This window comes from Mycobacterium kubicae, assembly GCF_015689175.1.
Lineage (GTDB): Bacteria > Actinomycetota > Actinomycetes > Mycobacteriales > Mycobacteriaceae > Mycobacterium > Mycobacterium kubicae.
The window spans coordinates 690,816-707,037 of sequence record NZ_CP065047.1; the positions used below are offsets into that span (position 1 = coordinate 690,816).

Consider the following 16,222-nt stretch of genomic DNA (forward strand, 5'->3'; position numbering starts at 1 on the left):
ACCTCCTACGAATGCCTTGCGTGCGGATATCGCAATCTTTACAACAAAAGGTTTGGCGAAAGATAACTTAGGGAACAGCCTGCGTACTTAAGTGGCGCAGCTAATGAAAGGACACGTTGTGAAACTAACTCTGCAAATCGTCGCGCCTGCTCTTGCCGCTCTCGCTGCGGGCGCCGTCCTGGCCGCGCCCGCCGCATCAGCGGATCCCAACGGTTTCCTCGACGAACTGCGCACCAACAACGCCCAACCGCCCAATATGACTCCTGGCCAGGTCATCAATGCCGGATACCAGACATGCGGCGACATCCGGGCGGCACCTCCATCCTCGACGAGATGAGCAAGGTCGAGCAGCGGTACCACTTCAGCCAGGGTACGTTGTTCGTCAGTGCCGCGACGACGAATCTGTGCCCGGACGCTCCCCACTGAGCCCGGTCAGGGGTTGCGGACGCAGTCGTAGGTGAGGTTGATGTCGGGGCCCAGGTCGACGACTTCGAACTGGTCGACCCCGATGTTGCTGAACGAGCCCGCACTGATGCCCAGGTTCGACCACTTGGCGGTGCTGGTGCGGTCGTCGGCGAAGGTCAGTGGAATCTCACCGCCGTCGGCAAGGAGCATGCCGTAGGTCTTGAGCGCTTTGATGATCACTTTCTCTGACGCGGAGAATTTGGACTCGTCGAAGTCGGCCTTCAGCCGGAACCGCGCCCCGTACGGCGGCGCATTCGGGTCGGTGCTCTGCGGGCCCCCGGCGTGTGTCGCCGGACGCACGTAGACGCCCTCCTTCATGTGGCTGTTGGGCAGGATGAAGCGCAGCGGGTGGTTCACCGCACCGGCCGCAACCTCGTCCGCGGTCGGCAGCATCGCAGCGATCGGGAACCCGGCGGCGTCGGCGCTGGTGCACTGATCGCCGCGCAGCGTCGCCGGATACTGCTTTTCCAGGTCCCACACGAAAAAGCCCACGGCGGCAATAGAATCGCCCTTCTTCGTGCCCTGATAGATCTCGTAGAGCTTGTGCTCGTCGCGCTCGACGACGAGCAGGTGGCAGTCGCCCTGGCCCTCGGTGTTGCCGGACGGGTCGCAGGTCAGATCTGACGACCCCTCGATGTAGGCGTTGGCCGGCACCGGCATGCGGGCCGGCACCCGGTCACAGTCCGGGCCGCCGAAGCAGTATTCCTCGGCGCCGACGACTTGCATGCGCGGTGTGTGGCTGTCGGCGTAGAAGACCGGAATCGAAAAGTCGATCTGGAAGGTGTTGTTGTTGCCCCAGCCGCCCAGGTTGCCGAGTTCCTGGGTAATCGCGCTGCTGCGTTGGGCTACCGGCGATCCGCTGACGTTGCCGCTGAAGGGCTCGGTGACTTCGAACAACGCCCCGGGCGCCGCACCGGTCGGGCCGGCGCTCGGTTTTGCGCTGGTGGTTGAGCCCTGCTTGCTGGTGGCGCCGCTGTGACAGCTGGTGCACACCATCGCCGCGGCGCAGAGCGCGACGAAAACTTTGCTGATACCGCTGCTTGGCATGCGCGCAGATTAGCTGGCATGCCCGCTTCGCTACGTGAATTGGGCGGATTCATATTTTGCGGCTACGCCGGCCCCATCGACACCAACGTGAACGTTCGGACCCGTCCCGGGGTCGAGGCGCGACACATGGACAGCAGCGGATCGGACATCTGCTCGGCGAGGACGACTTCGGTGTGCTGCTGCGGGCCGGCGAGTATCACCCGAATGGTGTGGTCGTCGTGACGGACGTCGAGCGGCGACAGGGCCGCGATGTGGTCCTCGCCGGTGGCCTTGCGAACGAAATACTGCGCGGCTTGAACCGCGTGGGGAAGCGAGGTGCGGCCCCGCAGGAACTCGTTGTGCAACCGCCCGTCCAGGTAGAGCCGCACCAACTCGGCCGAGTCGGCGGTGTCGACCCGTCCATAACACAACCCTTCGGGCAGGATGAGCATCGTGGCTGCGAATCGGTCGCCACCCAAATGCGAACATTCCCAAGTCAATTCGGGATACTGCTGGGCAATCGCCTTGGTGGCGCTGCGGCCCCGCACGGCGCAGCACTGATCGTGCTTGCCGTGGGCGCAGACCACGACGAGCGGCCCGTCGTAGGGTTGGCCGTCGGATCCGTCCAGCGCGACTTCCAGGAGGTCGGTGGGGGCGGCTACCTCACCGGCGAACATCGCCTCGGTGCCTTCCCGCGCGTCGGCGATGAACCAGCGCCACCGCGGCACGGCGGGGCGCCGGCCGGGGCGGCGGATGGCGGCGATCCGAAAGCCGGCCGCTTCCACCCGACGGCAGATCGCGCGGCCGAGTCCGGGTTCGATCACCGCGGGGGATTGCAGGAACGCCGAAGGTCCCCAGCCGCCGGACAATTCGACGAGCATCCACCGGGCGCCCGCCGACGCCGTGCCGTACATCGGATCGTTGCGCGCCAAAGATTGGTCACTGCAGGGGATGCGCTTGCCCGCCGTCATCGAAGCTCGGTCGGATCGCCGTGGCGCACCGGGACGATGACGGCTTCCCGCAGCAGCCGCCGGATCAACACCGTCGCGTCGGCGCGGTCCAGGCCGGGCAGCGAATCGGCGTCGGCGACCACGCCGCGATGCAGCGCATTGACTGCGGCCGCGCACAGCACCGGGAAGGTGATGGTGCGGTCGGGCAGGCGCAAGACGAGCTTGCCGTCCAGCTCGTCAAGCGTTGCGATCAGCCCGTGGCGCCACGTCACTTTCGTGGCGGCGGCCTGTTCGGAGGCCGCGAACGCGGCCAGCGGGCGCACCGATACGGGCCGGGTCCGGTCGGCGTGCCGGCGCGACAACCGGCCGGCCGCGGTGTCACCGACTTCCGCGGCGCGGTAGCGCAGGGTGTCGACCACCTCGGCGGCGATCTTGGTGGTCAGCGATGCCATCTCGTCATGGTCGGCGGGGTCGATGCCCATCGGCAATGACTTCCGGAACTCCGGCATGGTGGCCAGTACATCAGCGATGGTCCGGACGACGTCCACAGCGGTCAGGGCGGACACGCCGACGGTGAGGTGGATCGAGATGTTCTCCAGCGCCTCGGCGGCGTGCACCCAACCGCGCGGCAGGTACAGCGCGTCGCCGGGGGACAAGACGGTGTCGACCACGGGCTGCTGGTCGCGGACGCGCCGGGAGATCGCGTCGCGGTGATCGGTCCACGGCTGGGACGGCAGCGGGTCGACGTGCACCGGTTCGTGCACAATCCAGCGTTTGGTGCCGGCCACCTGCAACACGAACACGTCGTGGACGTCGTAGTGCGGATCGAAGCCGCGGTTGTCGGGCGGGGTGATGTAGGCGTTGGCCTGGGTGGGATGGCCCAGATCGTCGACCATGGCCCGGACGAAGTCGATGAGCGGCGGCCACAGGCGATGCAAACCCTGCAAGACGATGGTCGCGCCGGCGGCGAACTGCCCGAGAACCTTGGCCGAATCCACCTGGTCAGGCATCTCGGCACCGAAACCCGCGGGGCCCAGGAAGCAGTCCTTCGCCAGCAATTCACCGTGCCGGGCCATGCGGATGAACGGCGCACGCACCCCTCGTTCGGCGATCAGCTCGTCGACCGCTGCGGGCGACAGCAAGTCGTCGAAGTCGCGCGGCAGATCATCGGCGCGGCTGAGCAGTGGCCTACGCCCCCAATACCGGGTCGCGAACGACCCGGTATCGGTGGCGATACAACGGCTCAGCATCGCAGCGAGGTCAGGCCGTCCCGTCGGCTCCGCCGTCGTGGCCCTCGGGGTTCGAGCCGCCGTCGGCGGTTCCCTCGCCGCCCGCGGTGCCGTCGGCTCCGCCGTCGTGGCCCTCGGGGTTCGAGCCGCCGTCGGCGGTTCCTTCACCGCCCGCGGTGCCGTCGGCTCCGCCGTCGTGGCCTTCAGGGTTGGAGCCGCCGTCGGCGGTTCCTTCGCCGCCTGCGCCGCTGGTGGTGATGTCGTCGTCATCGAGTGCCATGGTGAGCCTCTCCTTGTCGATTTGCCTTGCGTCGTCGGCAGGACGTCGGGCTGGTGGGTGACCTGCGTCGGCGGCACACGCTGGACAGCGCGCGCCATGACGTTTTCCCCGCCACATGTGCAGATCAAACCGGACGGCAGCGGGCAGATTAGCGCGTCCTCACATCTTGCGCAGTCCGCGCAGGATCTTCATGAAGGGCAAGGCGGTGGACAGGCCGCGGCGGAGTTTGGGCTGGATGGGGCTCGCGTTGAGCAGCACCGGGTACCGGACACCGTGATCGCGGTAGGCGGCGAGCTGATCGAGGATCTCGTCAGCCGTTCCGGTGAGCAGGCCTTGCCGCAGCAACGACAGCGGCGCCGCGGCGACGTAGGAGAGCACCGTCTCCTCGTCGAGTAACTGGGGCAGGATGTCCTGAAAGCCGGTGAAGCCTGCTCCCATCGGATGGCGCGCACCGTGGTTGGCCCACTCCGAGTCCGGCAGCAGAAGCGAATATGCCCGCACGGGAACGGAATCTAAGGCTTCGTCGACCTCGGCCGCGCTGCGCCCGGTGACGACGAATTGGGCGTTCGCCGCGATGATGGAGTGTGGGTCGCGATCGGCATCGTCGGCAGCGGTCCGCACCTGGTGCAACCCTGCTGCGTACCGTTCCGGGCTGAAGACCGACACCGGGAACCACGCATCGCCGTAGCGACCGGTCGCGCGCAGCATCCGCGGTCCATGCGAAGCGATCCAGATCTGCGGCCAGGTGCCCTTCACCGGTGGCAGGCTGAAGATCGCGCTGCGCAGCGGGAAGTATTCCGAATCTCGGTTGACCAGTTGCCCTTTGGAGTTCCACAGGGCGCGGATGGTGGCCAGCGCCTCTTCGAACCTTGCCACCGGCTTGGACCAGTCCACGCCGTACGGCTCGTTGCCTTCGCGCTCACCGGTCCCGATTCCGAGGACCGCCCGGCCACGGGTCATCTGGTGCAGCGTCGCCGCGGCCTGCGCCGTCACGGCGGGATTGCGGCGTGCGCTGTCGGTGACCCCGACGCCCAAGCGGGTCCGGCCGAATCGGTGCCGGCCTGCGAGCGACCCCAGCGTCGTCCACGGTTCGAGGAACGCGTCGGCATCGGGCACCAACCGGGCTATCCCGCTGTACTTCGGTGTCATCACGGCGCGGGGCAAAAAGCCGTTGAGGTGATCGGACAACCAGTATGAATCGGCGCCGGTCACCGCGGCCGTACGGTAACCCATTTCGGCCGCCAGCATCGGCGCGAACCGGCTGTGCAAAGGTGCTTCGACGACACCGAATTTCACTGCATGCCCCCGGTTGATGTGGCCAGACGTACCAGCGGTTGGCCATTAACGCTAGGCAGGGCAACGCAAATCGGACTAGCCGTCGCGCGCGGCCGTGTGGCCACACCGTGCAAACTCGCCGACGAGGCCGTCAGAGCGCTGGCGCCAACGGGGACGTGCTACTCGTCGTCGAGATAAGCGTCGGCCCACGCGCCGATGATCCGTCCGGCGCGATGAGCCTGGCCGCGGGCGGTGAGCAGATGATCGGAGCCTTCGAGCGACACGAAGCTGCGCGGATGACGAGCTAGGCGAAAGATCTCGCTCGCGTTTTCGATGCCGACCGTGTTGTCGGTGGGCGAGTGCAAGATCAGCAGCGGCAATTTCAAGTCGGTGATCTTGTCGGCCAGATCCGCCGCGCGGACGTCCTCGACGAACTCCCGCTTCAAAGTCAGCGTGCGCCCGCCGACCATCCACTCCGCGCTGCCCTCGGTCAAGCAACGGTCGACTACCGCGTCGTAGTGCTTTTCGACGTGGCCGACGTCGATGGGGGCGGCCACCGTGACGACCGACCGCACACCGGGGCACTGGCGGGCCGCGGCGAGCACGGCCGCACCGCCCCACGAGTGCCCGACCAAGATGTCGGCCGGGGTGCCGCGGTCGGCCATGAACTGGCATGCCTTGACGATGTCGTTGACCTTGACGGTGAACGACCCGTCACCCCAATCTCCTTCGGAACCACTGAGCCCCAGCGCGTCAAAGCGCAGCATGCCGATCCCGTCCGCGGCGAGTTGCTTGCAGATCCGCGCCGCGGCCGGCGAGTCCTTGCCCAGGGTGAACCCGTGCGCGAACACACCCCAACCGCGCGCGTCGGTTTCCGGCACGTCGATGACACCGGCCAGGTTCGGGCCCGTTGAACTTTGGAAGGTGACTCGTTCGACCACGCAGGAGATGTACCACGCTGGTCTCCGATTCGCGAGATGACTTAGGGTGGCCCGACGTGAAGACAGGGACAACGACGTGGGTCTCGCGGTTGGCGGGGGCGCTCGTCGCGGCCGCTGCGCTGTCGATGGGTCTAGCAGCGGCGCTTGCTCCGACCGATGCGCCGATCAGGCTCACCGACCACTCCATCCCCTTGGATCCGGCCTCCGACCCGGGCGACGGATCATTGCCCGACGGGCGCCCGCTGACCCCTTACGACGTCCAGAACCCGGCGATCGGGCGCCTTGATCCGGCGTTGCTGAGCGCCATTCAGAGCGCCGCCACCGCGGCACGCAACGACGGCATCACCATGACCATCACCTCGGGCTGGCGCTCGCCGGCATTTCAGCAGCAGCTGCTCGACGAGGCCGTGCAGACCTACGGCAGCGTCGCCGCGGCGCGCCAATATGTGCAGACGCCCGCGGCGTCCAAACACGTCGTCGGTCAGGCGGTCGACGTCGGCGGTGCGGGCGCCGACCAGTGGCTGATGACCAACGGGCTGCGTTTCGGGCTGTGCCGGATCTACGCCAACGAAGTGTGGCACTTCGAGCTGGCCGCCGATGCGGCCGGGAACTGCCCGCCGCTGCTGCCCAACGCGGCCGGTTAGCCGGCGGTCAGAGCTTGCCGGCGACGAAGCTGGCCGCCTGATCCACCAATCCCGAGTCGATGTACGACGGCTGCAGATGCGACGGCCAATTCGTGCCGTTTCGACAAATGGGGTCACCCTGCGCGCACTGGTCGATCGTCTTACCGGCGAAGGCGGGCGGGATCGCCCGAGTGCCATTGCCGAACAGGGCGACCGCTGCGATGTGCTGATCCACACCCGGCGGGAAACCGGTCCACAGCGCGCCGTCGACCACCTCGGCACCCAGCGAATAGCCGCCCACGACTTCGCGCGTGTTGGGGCAATTCTTCGCCATGGACTGGACATGCGCGTTCAAATCACCGGCGCCACTACCGATACTGATGTTGGCGGGATAGTTGACCCCGTAGACGCCAACCGACATGCGGGTCTTGCCGCGCAGCGAATTGACCAGCGCGTCGCCCACCGCACCGACGCCGGGTGGTTCTTCCCTGCCGCGGGCGAAGACGACTTCAGCGTCTGGGCATGCCGCCGACGCGACGGGGGCCACCGCCAACACCGCCGCCACTTGCGGGGCGAGAATCGCAAGAATGAGGACGCAACGCGCAACGAGCCTCATGAGGCGATATTACTGATTTGCTGGCGGTGCGTCGGCCGAGAGCTTGACGCCCATATGGACTTCATTGATGCATGTGGACGCGCTCACCGTGTACGCCGAAGATGGCAATGGCCTCGACCGGGCCGTCCACGGTCCCGAACCAGTGCGGCTGCCACGTCGAGAACTCGACGGCCTCGCCCGGCTGGATCACGAAGTCCTTGTCGCCCAACAGAAGCCGCAGCTGCCCGGACAGGACGTACATCCACTCCTGCCCCTCGTGGACCCGCAGTTCGGCCGGTGGCTTGCGGCGACGGGCGCTCACCTTGATCTTGTAGGCGTGCAGCCCACTGGCCGGTCCCTGGCGCGTCAGGGGCCAGAAGGTGATGCCGTCGCGGGTGAACGCATTCGACTGCACGCGGGGATCGGGTGATTCCGGCGCGCGCATCAGCTCGTCGGTGCTCACCGAGAGCGCCTCGGCCAGTCGCGGCAGGTGGTCGAGCGCCAGGCGTCGCTTACCCGACTCCAGCCGGGACAGCGTGGACACGTCGATCTTCGCTCGTGACGCGACGTCTTCCAGCGTCATGCCGCGCTCGGTGCGCAGTTCGCGCAAACGACGCCGCACGCGGGCGTCGACGGAGTCGGGCTTTGCCTCCATAGCAAAATAGCTTGGCACTTTCGCCGCGGGCGGGCAACCTCGCTGTCATGAACACAACGTGGGACTGCACAGTCATAGGTGGCGGGGCCGCGGGCCTCAGCGCCGCACTGGTGCTCGGGCGGGCCAGGCGCCGCACCCTGCTCGTCGACGCGGGTAGACAAAGCAATCTGCCCGCACCCGGCATAGGCGGACTGCTCGGTCATGACGGCCGCCCGCCCGCGGAGCTTTACGCGGCGGGTCGCCAAGAGCTCACCAAGTATCCGACGGTCGAAGTGCGCAACAGCGAAATCACGACGGCGAAGCGGGGATTCGAGGTCGCCCTGGCCGACGGCACCGTGGAGCACACGCGGACGGTGTTGCTGGCCACCGGCATGGAGTACCGCTACCCGAACATCACGGGGCTCGACGCGCTGTGGGGCAGGTCGGCCTTCCACTGCCCGTTCTGCCACGGCTGGGAGGTACGTAATCAACCGCTCGCCGTCCTGGCCGACGGGAAGCGCGCCGTGCACTCTGCGCTGCTGCTGCGGGCCTGGAGCGACGACATCATGGTGCTGTCCAACGGATCACCCGTGAGCGAACCGGAACGGCAGCAGCTCAGTGCCGCCGGGATCGACGCGGACACCAGAACGATTGCCGAATTGTCCTCTCGCGATGGTGGGTTGGACGAAGTGGTATTCGACGATGGCTTCCGATTGCCGCGCCGCGGTGTGCTGGTCGCGGCGACGTTGCACCAGCGTTCGACGCTACCGGCCCAACTGGGCCTCGCGATGGCGCCGCCCGGGCCCGTCGTGGCCGACGCCGTCGCGATCGACGCCATGCACCGGACCTCGGTGCCGGGCGTGTTCGCCGCCGGCGACGTCAGCACCCAGATGCCGCAGGTGGCGGGCGCCGTCGCGGCGGGCTCGCTGGCGGCGTCCGCTGTGGTGCAAACCCTGCAGGCCGAAAACGTCGGCCTGGCAGTTCCCGACTGGCCCGAGATCAAGGAGAACGCGGATGCACACGCCTGAACCCGGTGAGGCGGCGCCGGACTTCTGGGACCGCCTGTACCGCAGAAGTGACCGGATTTGGAGCGGCAACGTCAACGCCCGACTCGCCGAGGTGGCGGTCGACCTCCCGCCGGGCCGGGCCCTCGATCTGGGCTGCGGGGAGGGTGGCGACGCCATGTGGCTCGCCGAGCGGGGTTGGCAGGTGGTGGCCACCGATATCTCCCCGGTGGCCATCGAGCGCGCCCGCGAGGACGCCCGGGCCCGCGGCCTCGCCGAGCGGATCGAATTCGTCCGCACCGATCTGGCCGACGGCGTGCCCGCCGGTCCGTTCGATCTGGTGTCTGCGCACTACTTTCACGTGCCGGAACCCTTGGCGCTCAACCGCAGCGCCGTGCTCCGCGCGGCCGCGGAGGCGTTGCGCCCGGGAGGTCACCTGCTGATCGTTGACCACGGATCGGCACCGTCGTGGTCGGAGCACCACGATTACCCATTCCCCGGCGCCGACGAGGTACTCGACTCGCTCGACCTCGATGTGGCCCAGTGGCAACGGGTTCGGGTCGAGGCCGTCGATCGCGACGTCGCAGGGCCGGACGGTCAGAAGGCCAGCGTCAAGGACAACGTCATGTTGTTGCGGCGGAGGTCGGATAGCTGAGAAAGGCGGGTAGGTCGTGCCGCTCGATGTGGAGCCGATGACGGGAATCGGACCCGCCCATCCAGTTTGGGAGTTTTTTCGCTATGCGAACGAGTGAGCGATCGCCGGTGTGCCACCTAGCAACTCCGAAACCTTTTCGCGACTAGAGGATCAGTGCCGCGATTTGGCGTTCAGCGGCGGCATGCCCGGTTTGTTCGTCTCCGAGCCTGATGAGGGTCAGGCCCGAGGAGATTGCCCCAGATAGTTCGGAGCAAAAACTTGGTAAACACGAGCCGTTCCCGCTCCTTATCCGATGCGGTCGCCGGGTGCTGAATTGCTTGCAGTTCTCCACTGGCTGTGGGACGCGACGGACGTGGATCTCTACATGCGTGACCAAATCTCTGTTCCATTGTATGTTCGAATCGCGCGACGAACAGCCACTTGTGGGGAGGATTGATGATCGACTTCACTGACCAGGCAATAGTGGTAACCGGCGCCGGACGTGGTTTGGGTCGGTTGTATGCGCTGGACCTCGCAAAGCGGGGTGCGTCGGTCGTGGTGAACGATCTCGGGGGCAGCATGGGCGGCGAGGGCGCCGATCCAACGGTGGCCGATGAGGTCGTTGGTGAGATCACTCAGGGGGGCGGCAAGGCGGTGGCCTCGCACGACTCTGTCGAAAGCCCTGAGGGCGGTGAGGCGATTGTCCAGGCTGCGATCAAGCACTTCGGACGGTTGGACGCGGTGGTGAGTAACGCCGGGATCTTCAACAGCATCGCCTTTGAGGAGATGACCCCGGACCAGTGGCGGCAGATGCTCAAGGTGCATCTCGACGGCGGGTTTCACCTGAGCCAGCCAGCGTTCAAAATCATGAAGAATCAGGGCTACGGGAGGTTCGTGTTCATTTCGTCATCGGGCGGAATGTTCGGACAGCATCTTGAGGCGCACTATGGTGCCGCGAAGGCGGGCCTGGTTGGGTTGAGCAACGTCATTGCCCTTGAAGGGGCCGAGCACGGCATCCTCTCCAACACCGTGTTGCCCTTCGGCTTTTCGCGCATGGTCACCGAGACGGTAGACGCGAAGACACTGGAAGAAACCGGGCTGAAGGACTTGATAGCGCCGGAAAAGGTCGTGCCGATGGTTACCTATCTGGCTAGTCGGGCCTGTGAAGTCACCCACCAGAATTACTCCGCCTTGGCGGGCCGATACGGACGGGTGTTTATCGGTCTCGGCGACGGCTGGCTGGCCGAGAGGGACGTCACCGCCACTGCCGACGACATCGCCGAACACTTTGCTCAGGTTTCAGACACCGAGTCGTACTCGATCCCCGACAACATCTACGAGGAACTCTTCTCGGTTATGGGTCGACTCGGCATTGACAAGGGGGGTGCGGGCGCGTCTGCGGATTCGAGTTAGCCCAGGCGTAACGGCCCCCTTCGGTCTTCCGGAACACAGACGAATGAAGGTTGCGAACGACGGCAACAGCAATCGCTTCTCATCCTGCGTGCAGCACCGTCACGGGACCACCGCCGCGGCGGCAGCGTGCGGTTCCACGGCCGCTCTGGCAGGAGTGGAGCCGATGACGGGAATCGAACCCGCGTATTCAGCTTGGGAAGCTGATGTTCTGCCATTGAACTACATCGGCGCGTTCGCCTCAGAAGGCTAGCACCCAGCCGCTGGCCGCGCCCACAGCCCCGCGGTCGCTGCCAGGCCTCCTTTGCTGGCAGGTGTCGGATTAGACGCACTAAGAATCATAAGAAATGCATAGTTATTCTTTTGTTATCTGAAGCCACCTCGTAAGGTGCCATTCGTGGGTCGGCACGAATTGGTGAGGCAGCGACGAAAGTCGTCGGCCGTGCTGGCCGCCCTCATCGCCCCTGCCGCTGTGTTCTTCGTCGCCGGAGCAGATGTGAACCCGCTGGCCGCGCGCGAGAAACCGAAACCCGTCGTCGAGGATATAAACCCTTGTTGCGTCGAGTTGGTCGCCGCGTCCCCAGCACCCATGTCGGAACTGGCCGGTACCGGTGACGGGCCAAGTTTTGCTGCGGGACAAATGCCCGCCGCATCGAGATATCGGGTGGACACGCGATCCCGCTTCCTGCCCGCCGGAGTCGCGCCCGAGCAGGGCCTGCAGATCCGCACCATCCTCACCGCACGCAGCATCAGCGCAGAGTTCCCCGAGATCCATGAGATCGGCGGCGTGCGACCCGACCCCCTCGGTTGGCACCCCCGGGGACTGGCGCTCGATGTGATGATCCCCAACCCGGACACCGCCGACGGGATCGCCTTGGGCAACAAGATCGTGGCCTTCGTGATGGAAAACGCGACCCGGTTCGGGATACAAGACGCCATCTGGCGCGGCGTCTACTACACGCCCGGCGGCGCACAATCCACCGGCGCCGGGCACTACGACCACGTCCACGTCACCACCACCGGAGGCGGATACCCGACCGGCGACGAGATCTACGTTCGCTGAGCTGAACGGACCGCGGCAGATACGCTCTTCGGGTGCTGCTCTCCGATCGTGATCTCAGGGCCGAAATCGCCGCGGGGCGGGTGGGCATCCACCCGTTCGACGACAGCCTGGTTCAGCCGTCCAGCATCGATGTCCGACTGGACTCCCTGTTCCGAGTGTTTAACAACACCCGCTACACGCACATCGACCCGGCCAAGCAGCAAGATGAGTTGACGACCCTGGTCGAACCCAAAGAGGGCGATCCCTTCGTCCTGCATCCGGGGGAGTTCGTACTCGGGTCCACCTTGGAGCAGTTCACCCTGCCCGAAGACCTCGCGGGGCGCCTGGAAGGCAAGTCCTCGCTCGGCCGGCTGGGGCTGCTCACCCACTCGACCGCAGGCTTCATCGACCCGGGCTTCAGCGGGCACATCACGCTCGAGTTGTCGAACGTCGCCAACCTGCCAATTACGTTGTGGCCAGGGATGAAAATCGGTCAGTTATGTATTCTCCGACTAACTAGCCCTTCGGAGCACCCATACGGCAGTTCCCGAGTAGGGTCGAAATACCAGGGTCAGCGAGGCCCCACGCCGTCGCGGTCGTACCAGAACTTCATAAGGTCCACCTAGCTGCTGCACAGCTCTATCGGCGACCATAGATAGTTGGCGATCGCGCGCCGTGTTCCCTCCGCCAGACCCTGGCACACAAGACCTTTGGGAGGGGTTGTGGACGTCGTACTCGGGGTTTCGATGGCGCCGTCAGCCGTTCGTATGGCGCTCGTTGAAGGCGAAGACGGCGACGGCGTGATCGTCGACGAAGACAGTTTCCGTATCGGCCGCGACTCGGCCACCACCTGCGCACCGGATCAGGTCGTTTCAGCCATCCTGGGCACCCAAGAGGGCGCGGCCGACGCCGGCTTGCACCTGTCCGCGATCGGCGTGAGTTGGACCGATCAGGTCCAGGCGGCCGCGCTGCGTGATGCGTTGGCCGCGTACAAGGTTGAGAACGTCATGCTGGTTTCGGCGTTCATGGCCGCGGCCGCGCTCGGACAGTCGGTCGGTTGTGCCGTCGGGCACCAGAAGACCGCGGTGTTGTTCATCGAGCCGGAGACCGCGACGTTGGCCGTGGTGGATACCGCTGACGGGTCCTTGTGCGAATTGCGCCGGCAGGCCTTGGCCGACGACGACGAGACGGCGGTAGCCGAACTGGTCGATCTGGTCGCCGCCGCTGAGACGTTGGACACCCATCCCGACGGGCTCTATGTCGTCGGTTCGGGCGTCGACGTCCCCCTCATCAAGCCGGCGCTCGAGGCAGCGACGTCGCTGACGGTTAGCGCGCCGGAAGAGCCCGAGATGGCGCTGGCGCGCGGTGCGGCGCTGGCCTCGGGCAACTCGCCACTGTTTGCGGCGTCCACGACAGCCCTGGCCTACGCCCAGGATCCAGCGGTTGCCGACGACCCCATGGAATTCGGCTACGACGAAGAGCCGGGCGACATCGACGCCGCGGACGAGCCTGCCGCACGCCGGCCCATGTTCCTGGTCGGCAGCGTGCTGGCGGTCGTCGCCATCGCCGCGGTGGTGGCGATGGAGATCGCGCTGGCGATTGGGATCCGCCCGACGGTCGCGTTGCAACCCACACCGAGCCAAAACCACTTTGTCGCGCCGACCCAACAACCGCCCGCGCCGGTCGAGGTGGCCGCACCGGCGCAGCGCAAGATCGATGTGCCCAAGCCGGCAGCGGCGCCCCGGGCGGTGATTCCGCAGGCGCCGGCTCCGTTGCCCGAGGCCCCGGCCCTGCCGGCGCCCGTGGCTCCGGTCGCCCCGGTTGCGCCCGAGCCGGTCGCGGTCCCGCCGGTGGTGCCGATTGTGGTGCCGCCCGTGCAGATTCCGGGTCCGAACTCGCTGTTCCGTCCGCCGGCGCCGCAGGCCCCGGTTCGGGTACCGCAACTGGAACCGCAAGCTCCGCAGCTGCCTGCCTCGCCGCCGCGCATCGTGCCGCAGGTTCCGCAGGCGCCGGTGCAGCAGGCTCCGCCGGTGCGCGGGCCCTCACCCACGCCCGGTAACGGTCCCGGTGGGGGCGGACCCTTCGGCGGCGGTGGGCGCGGTGGTCCGTTCGGTGGCGGCGGCCCGGGTGGGCCCGGCGGTCACGGCGGTCCGTTCGATGGTGGCGGCCCCGGCGGTCCTGGTGGTCCCGGGGGTCACGGCGGTCCGTTCGGCGGCGGAGGCCTCGGCGGTCCTGGCGGGCCCTTCGGCGGTGGTCCGTTCGGTGGCGGTGGCCACGGCGGCGGTGGTGGCCCCTTCGGTGGTGGGCCGTTCGGCGGGGGCGGTGGCCCCGGTGGCGGCGGCGGACCGTTCGGCGGCGGTGGCCACGGCGGCGGTGGTGGTCCGTTTGGCGGCGGTGGTGGCTTCGGTGGCGGAGGCCACGGCGGCTTCGGCGGCGGTCATGGTGGCGGGGGCCGTAAATAGTTAAACGGACTAATTGACCACGCGGGTACCGTGGTATCAGCAGGGGTTGGGGAACCCACGCAAGAGACTCATGGGGGAGCTGTGGACACCGTACTCGGTGTGTCGATGGCGCCAACGGCAGTCCGAATGGTGCTGGTCGAAGGTGAAAACGGGGATGGCCCTACCGTCGACGAAGACAACATTGCGGTCGAAACTGACCAGGAACTGACCGCGCCCAGCGCGGCCGAGCAGGTCGTTTCGGCCATCCTGGGCACGCGCGAGGGCGCGGCTGAGGGCGGTTACCAGCTGGCATCGACCGGTGTCACGTGGACCGATCCGATCAGTCCCGCTGTGCTGCGTGACGCGCTGGCCGCCCGCAAGGTCGAGAACGTCATGCTGGTTTCGGCGTTCCTCGCCGCGGCCGCCCTCGCCCAATCTGTCGGCAGTTCGACCAACTATGCGCAGACGGCGTTGCTGTTCGTCGAGCCGGACACCGCCACATTGGCGGTGGTAGATAGTGCTGACGGGTCGGTCAAAGACATTCATCGCACCGCGTTGCCCGAAGACGACGACGCGGCGGTGGCTCAGCTGGCCGAGATGGTCTCGAGTGCTGAGGCGCTGGAAACGCGCCCGGACGCGGTGTTCGTCGTGGGCTCTGGGGTGGACATTCCCCTGATCAAGCCCGCGCTGGAGGCCGCGACCACCCTTCCGCTCGCCGTGCCCGAAGAGCCCGAGACGGCGCTCGCTCGCGGCGCCGCACTGGCGTCGGCCAACACACCGCTCTTCGTGTCGTCGACGGCGGCGCTGGCCTGGGCGCAGGACCCAGGCACCGGCGCCTACGACCCGTCGATGCTGGACGCGGCTTATTTTGATGACGTCTCCGACCGCGTGGACACGGGCAGCAGCGTCTTGGCCTACAGCGCGGTCCCCAGCGAACTGACCGGTCAGTTCGAAGCGCCCGACGAGCGCAAGTCCTTCGGGCTGGTCGGCAGCGTGCTGCTGTCGATCTTCGTCATCGGGGTGGCCTCACTGGTTGTCGCGCTGGCCGTGAGCATCCGGACCACTTCGGCGACGAAGCCTGACCCCGGCTCCAACTTGGTCGCTCCGGCGGCGCCGGCGCCTGCCCCCGAACAGGCACCAGCCCCAGCGCCGCAGGCCCCGGCGCCGGCCCCCGAGGCGGTGCCGCCAGCTCCCGCTCCGGCGCCTCAAGCTCCTGCACAGGTGCCCGAGGCGCCCGCCCCGGCACCGCAAGCTCCCGTCGAGGTGCCGCAGGCCCCGGCTCCGGTTCCGGTTCCCGTCGAGGTGCCCCAGGCTCCGGCCCCTCAATTTCCGGTGCCGGCCGCTCCGGCTCCGGTGCCGGCCGCTCCGGCCCCAGTGCCGGCGGCGCCCGTGCCGGTCCCTGTACCGATTGTGTTGCCCCCGATCCTCGGTCCGCAGCTACCGGGTCTGCCCGGCGGTGGTAACGACGGCATACCGGGCAGGTTTCCCGGTGGCGGCGGCGGCCCCGGCAAGGGCGGTGGCGGTGGCGATGGCCCCGGCAAGGGTGGCGGCGGTCCCGGCAAGGGCGGCGGTGGCGGCCCCTTCGGCGGCGGTCCCTTCGGCGGCGGGGGTCACGGCGGGGGCGGCTTTGGTGGCGGTGGCCACGGCGGCGGTCGCCGTTAGGTTGACAGCAT

17 protein-coding genes and 1 tRNA gene are annotated in these 16,222 nt (G+C 67.3%); 9 read left to right on the forward strand and 9 right to left on the reverse strand.

What is annotated here, in order from left to right:
• Positions 1–118: 118 nt before the first annotated feature.
• The gene (locus I2456_RS03190; protein WP_163703790.1) at positions 119–337 is read left to right on the forward strand and encodes a DUF732 domain-containing protein; all 219 of its coding nucleotides are present in this window, start codon (positions 119–121) and stop codon (positions 335–337) included.
• Positions 338–432: 95 nt separating this feature from the next.
• Here I2456_RS03190 and I2456_RS03195 read toward each other — a convergent pair whose 3' ends face one another.
• From I2456_RS03195 to I2456_RS03220, 6 genes are all read right to left on the reverse strand, one after another.
• Entirely contained in the window at positions 433–1,512 is a 1,080-nt protein-coding gene (locus I2456_RS03195) for a hypothetical protein (protein ID WP_085072667.1), read from the reverse strand.
• Positions 1,513–1,574: 62 nt separating this feature from the next.
• Positions 1,575–2,462, reverse strand: a complete 888-nt coding sequence (locus tag I2456_RS03200; RefSeq protein ID WP_085072668.1) for a sucrase ferredoxin — start codon at positions 2,460–2,462, stop codon at positions 1,575–1,577.
• The gene (locus I2456_RS03205; RefSeq protein WP_085072669.1) at positions 2,459–3,691 is read right to left on the reverse strand and encodes a cupin domain-containing protein; all 1,233 of its coding nucleotides are present in this window, start codon (positions 3,689–3,691) and stop codon (positions 2,459–2,461) included. The genes I2456_RS03200 and I2456_RS03205 overlap by 4 nt, the downstream gene beginning before the upstream one ends.
• A 10-nt stretch (positions 3,692–3,701) precedes the next feature.
• Entirely contained in the window at positions 3,702–3,950 is a 249-nt protein-coding gene (locus I2456_RS03210) for a BatC protein (RefSeq protein WP_068034714.1), read from the reverse strand.
• A gap of 159 nt (positions 3,951–4,109) precedes the next feature.
• Positions 4,110–5,198: an LLM class flavin-dependent oxidoreductase gene (locus I2456_RS03215; RefSeq protein ID WP_174814181.1), complete on the reverse strand. Its 1,089-nt coding sequence runs from the start codon at positions 5,196–5,198 to the stop codon at positions 4,110–4,112.
• A 206-nt stretch (positions 5,199–5,404) separates the two neighbouring features.
• Entirely contained in the window at positions 5,405–6,166 is a 762-nt protein-coding gene (locus I2456_RS03220; RefSeq protein WP_068034719.1) for an alpha/beta hydrolase family protein, read from the reverse strand.
• Between the two features lie 125 nt (positions 6,167–6,291).
• Here I2456_RS03220 and I2456_RS03225 point away from each other — a divergent pair, with 125 nt between their 5' ends.
• Positions 6,292–6,810: a M15 family metallopeptidase gene (locus I2456_RS03225; protein WP_085072734.1), complete on the forward strand. Its 519-nt coding sequence runs from the start codon at positions 6,292–6,294 to the stop codon at positions 6,808–6,810.
• 7 nt (positions 6,811–6,817) lie between these two features.
• On the opposite strand, the gene I2456_RS03230 is transcribed toward I2456_RS03225, so the two are convergent.
• The gene (locus I2456_RS03230; RefSeq protein WP_085072671.1) at positions 6,818–7,405 is read right to left on the reverse strand and encodes a cutinase family protein; all 588 of its coding nucleotides are present in this window, start codon (positions 7,403–7,405) and stop codon (positions 6,818–6,820) included.
• Positions 7,406–7,466: 61 nt separating this feature from the next.
• Positions 7,467–8,039 carry a helix-turn-helix domain-containing protein gene (locus I2456_RS03235; RefSeq protein ID WP_085072672.1) on the reverse strand — a complete coding sequence of 191 codons (573 nt, stop codon included), beginning with the start codon at positions 8,037–8,039 and terminating at the stop codon, positions 7,467–7,469.
• Positions 8,040–8,086: 47 nt separating this feature from the next.
• Between I2456_RS03235 and I2456_RS03240 the strand changes: the two genes are divergently transcribed.
• The 3 genes from I2456_RS03240 to I2456_RS03250 all read left to right on the forward strand — a co-directional run bounded on the left by I2456_RS03240 (position 8,087) and on the right by I2456_RS03250 (position 11,069).
• On the forward strand, positions 8,087–9,046 hold the full coding sequence (locus I2456_RS03240) for an NAD(P)/FAD-dependent oxidoreductase (RefSeq protein ID WP_085072673.1): 960 nt from the start codon (positions 8,087–8,089) through the stop codon (positions 9,044–9,046).
• A complete protein-coding gene (locus I2456_RS03245) occupies positions 9,033–9,677 on the forward strand; it encodes an SAM-dependent methyltransferase (RefSeq protein WP_085072674.1) in 645 nt (214 codons plus the stop codon). The genes I2456_RS03240 and I2456_RS03245 overlap by 14 nt, the downstream gene beginning before the upstream one ends.
• Positions 9,678–10,112: 435 nt before the next feature.
• The gene (locus tag I2456_RS03250) at positions 10,113–11,069 is read left to right on the forward strand and encodes an SDR family NAD(P)-dependent oxidoreductase (protein ID WP_085072675.1); all 957 of its coding nucleotides are present in this window, start codon (positions 10,113–10,115) and stop codon (positions 11,067–11,069) included.
• Between the two features lie 155 nt (positions 11,070–11,224).
• Here I2456_RS03250 and I2456_RS03255 read toward each other — a convergent pair.
• Positions 11,225–11,298, reverse strand: a tRNA-Gly gene (locus I2456_RS03255).
• Positions 11,299–11,463: 165 nt separating this feature from the next.
• Here I2456_RS03255 and I2456_RS03260 point away from each other — a divergent pair.
• From I2456_RS03260 to I2456_RS03275, 4 genes are all read left to right on the forward strand, one after another.
• Positions 11,464–12,129, forward strand: a complete 666-nt coding sequence (locus I2456_RS03260; protein ID WP_085072676.1) for a VldE C-terminal domain-containing protein — start codon at positions 11,464–11,466, stop codon at positions 12,127–12,129.
• Between the two features lie 32 nt (positions 12,130–12,161).
• The gene (dcd, locus tag I2456_RS03265; RefSeq protein ID WP_068034743.1) at positions 12,162–12,734 is read left to right on the forward strand and encodes a dCTP deaminase; all 573 of its coding nucleotides are present in this window, start codon (positions 12,162–12,164) and stop codon (positions 12,732–12,734) included.
• 120 nt (positions 12,735–12,854) lie between these two features.
• Positions 12,855–14,570: a DUF7159 family protein gene (locus I2456_RS03270; RefSeq protein WP_276052879.1), complete on the forward strand. Its 1,716-nt coding sequence runs from the start codon at positions 12,855–12,857 to the stop codon at positions 14,568–14,570.
• A 105-nt stretch (positions 14,571–14,675) separates the two neighbouring features.
• Positions 14,676–16,211 carry a DUF7159 family protein gene (locus tag I2456_RS03275; RefSeq protein ID WP_116672541.1) on the forward strand — a complete coding sequence of 512 codons (1,536 nt, stop codon included), beginning with the start codon at positions 14,676–14,678 and terminating at the stop codon, positions 16,209–16,211.
• Positions 16,212–16,222 lie beyond the last annotated feature (11 nt).

Coding starts and splice junctions, on each gene's coding strand:
- I2456_RS03205 (WP_085072669.1), bottom strand. CDS start 3,691: ATGCTGAGCCGTTGTATCGCCACCGATACCGGGTCGTTCGCGACCCGG.
- I2456_RS03215 (WP_174814181.1), bottom strand. CDS start 5,198: ATGCTGGCGGCCGAAATGGGTTACCGTACGGCCGCGGTGACCGGCGCC.
- I2456_RS03250 (WP_085072675.1), top strand. CDS start 10,113: ATGATCGACTTCACTGACCAGGCAATAGTGGTAACCGGCGCCGGACGT.
- I2456_RS03210 (WP_068034714.1), bottom strand. CDS start 3,950: ATGGCACTCGATGACGACGACATCACCACCAGCGGCGCAGGCGGCGAA.
- I2456_RS03235 (WP_085072672.1), bottom strand. CDS start 8,039: ATGGAGGCAAAGCCCGACTCCGTCGACGCCCGCGTGCGGCGTCGTTTG.
- I2456_RS03245 (WP_085072674.1), top strand. CDS start 9,033: ATGCACACGCCTGAACCCGGTGAGGCGGCGCCGGACTTCTGGGACCGC.
- I2456_RS03225 (WP_085072734.1), top strand. CDS start 6,292: ATGGGTCTAGCAGCGGCGCTTGCTCCGACCGATGCGCCGATCAGGCTC.
- I2456_RS03240 (WP_085072673.1), top strand. CDS start 8,087: ATGAACACAACGTGGGACTGCACAGTCATAGGTGGCGGGGCCGCGGGC.
- I2456_RS03195 (WP_085072667.1), bottom strand. CDS start 1,512: ATGCCAAGCAGCGGTATCAGCAAAGTTTTCGTCGCGCTCTGCGCCGCG.
- I2456_RS03200 (WP_085072668.1), bottom strand. CDS start 2,462: ATGACGGCGGGCAAGCGCATCCCCTGCAGTGACCAATCTTTGGCGCGC.
- I2456_RS03270 (WP_276052879.1), top strand. CDS start 12,855: ATGGCGCCGTCAGCCGTTCGTATGGCGCTCGTTGAAGGCGAAGACGGC.
- I2456_RS03230 (WP_085072671.1), bottom strand. CDS start 7,405: ATGAGGCTCGTTGCGCGTTGCGTCCTCATTCTTGCGATTCTCGCCCCG.
- I2456_RS03275 (WP_116672541.1), top strand. CDS start 14,676: ATGGCGCCAACGGCAGTCCGAATGGTGCTGGTCGAAGGTGAAAACGGG.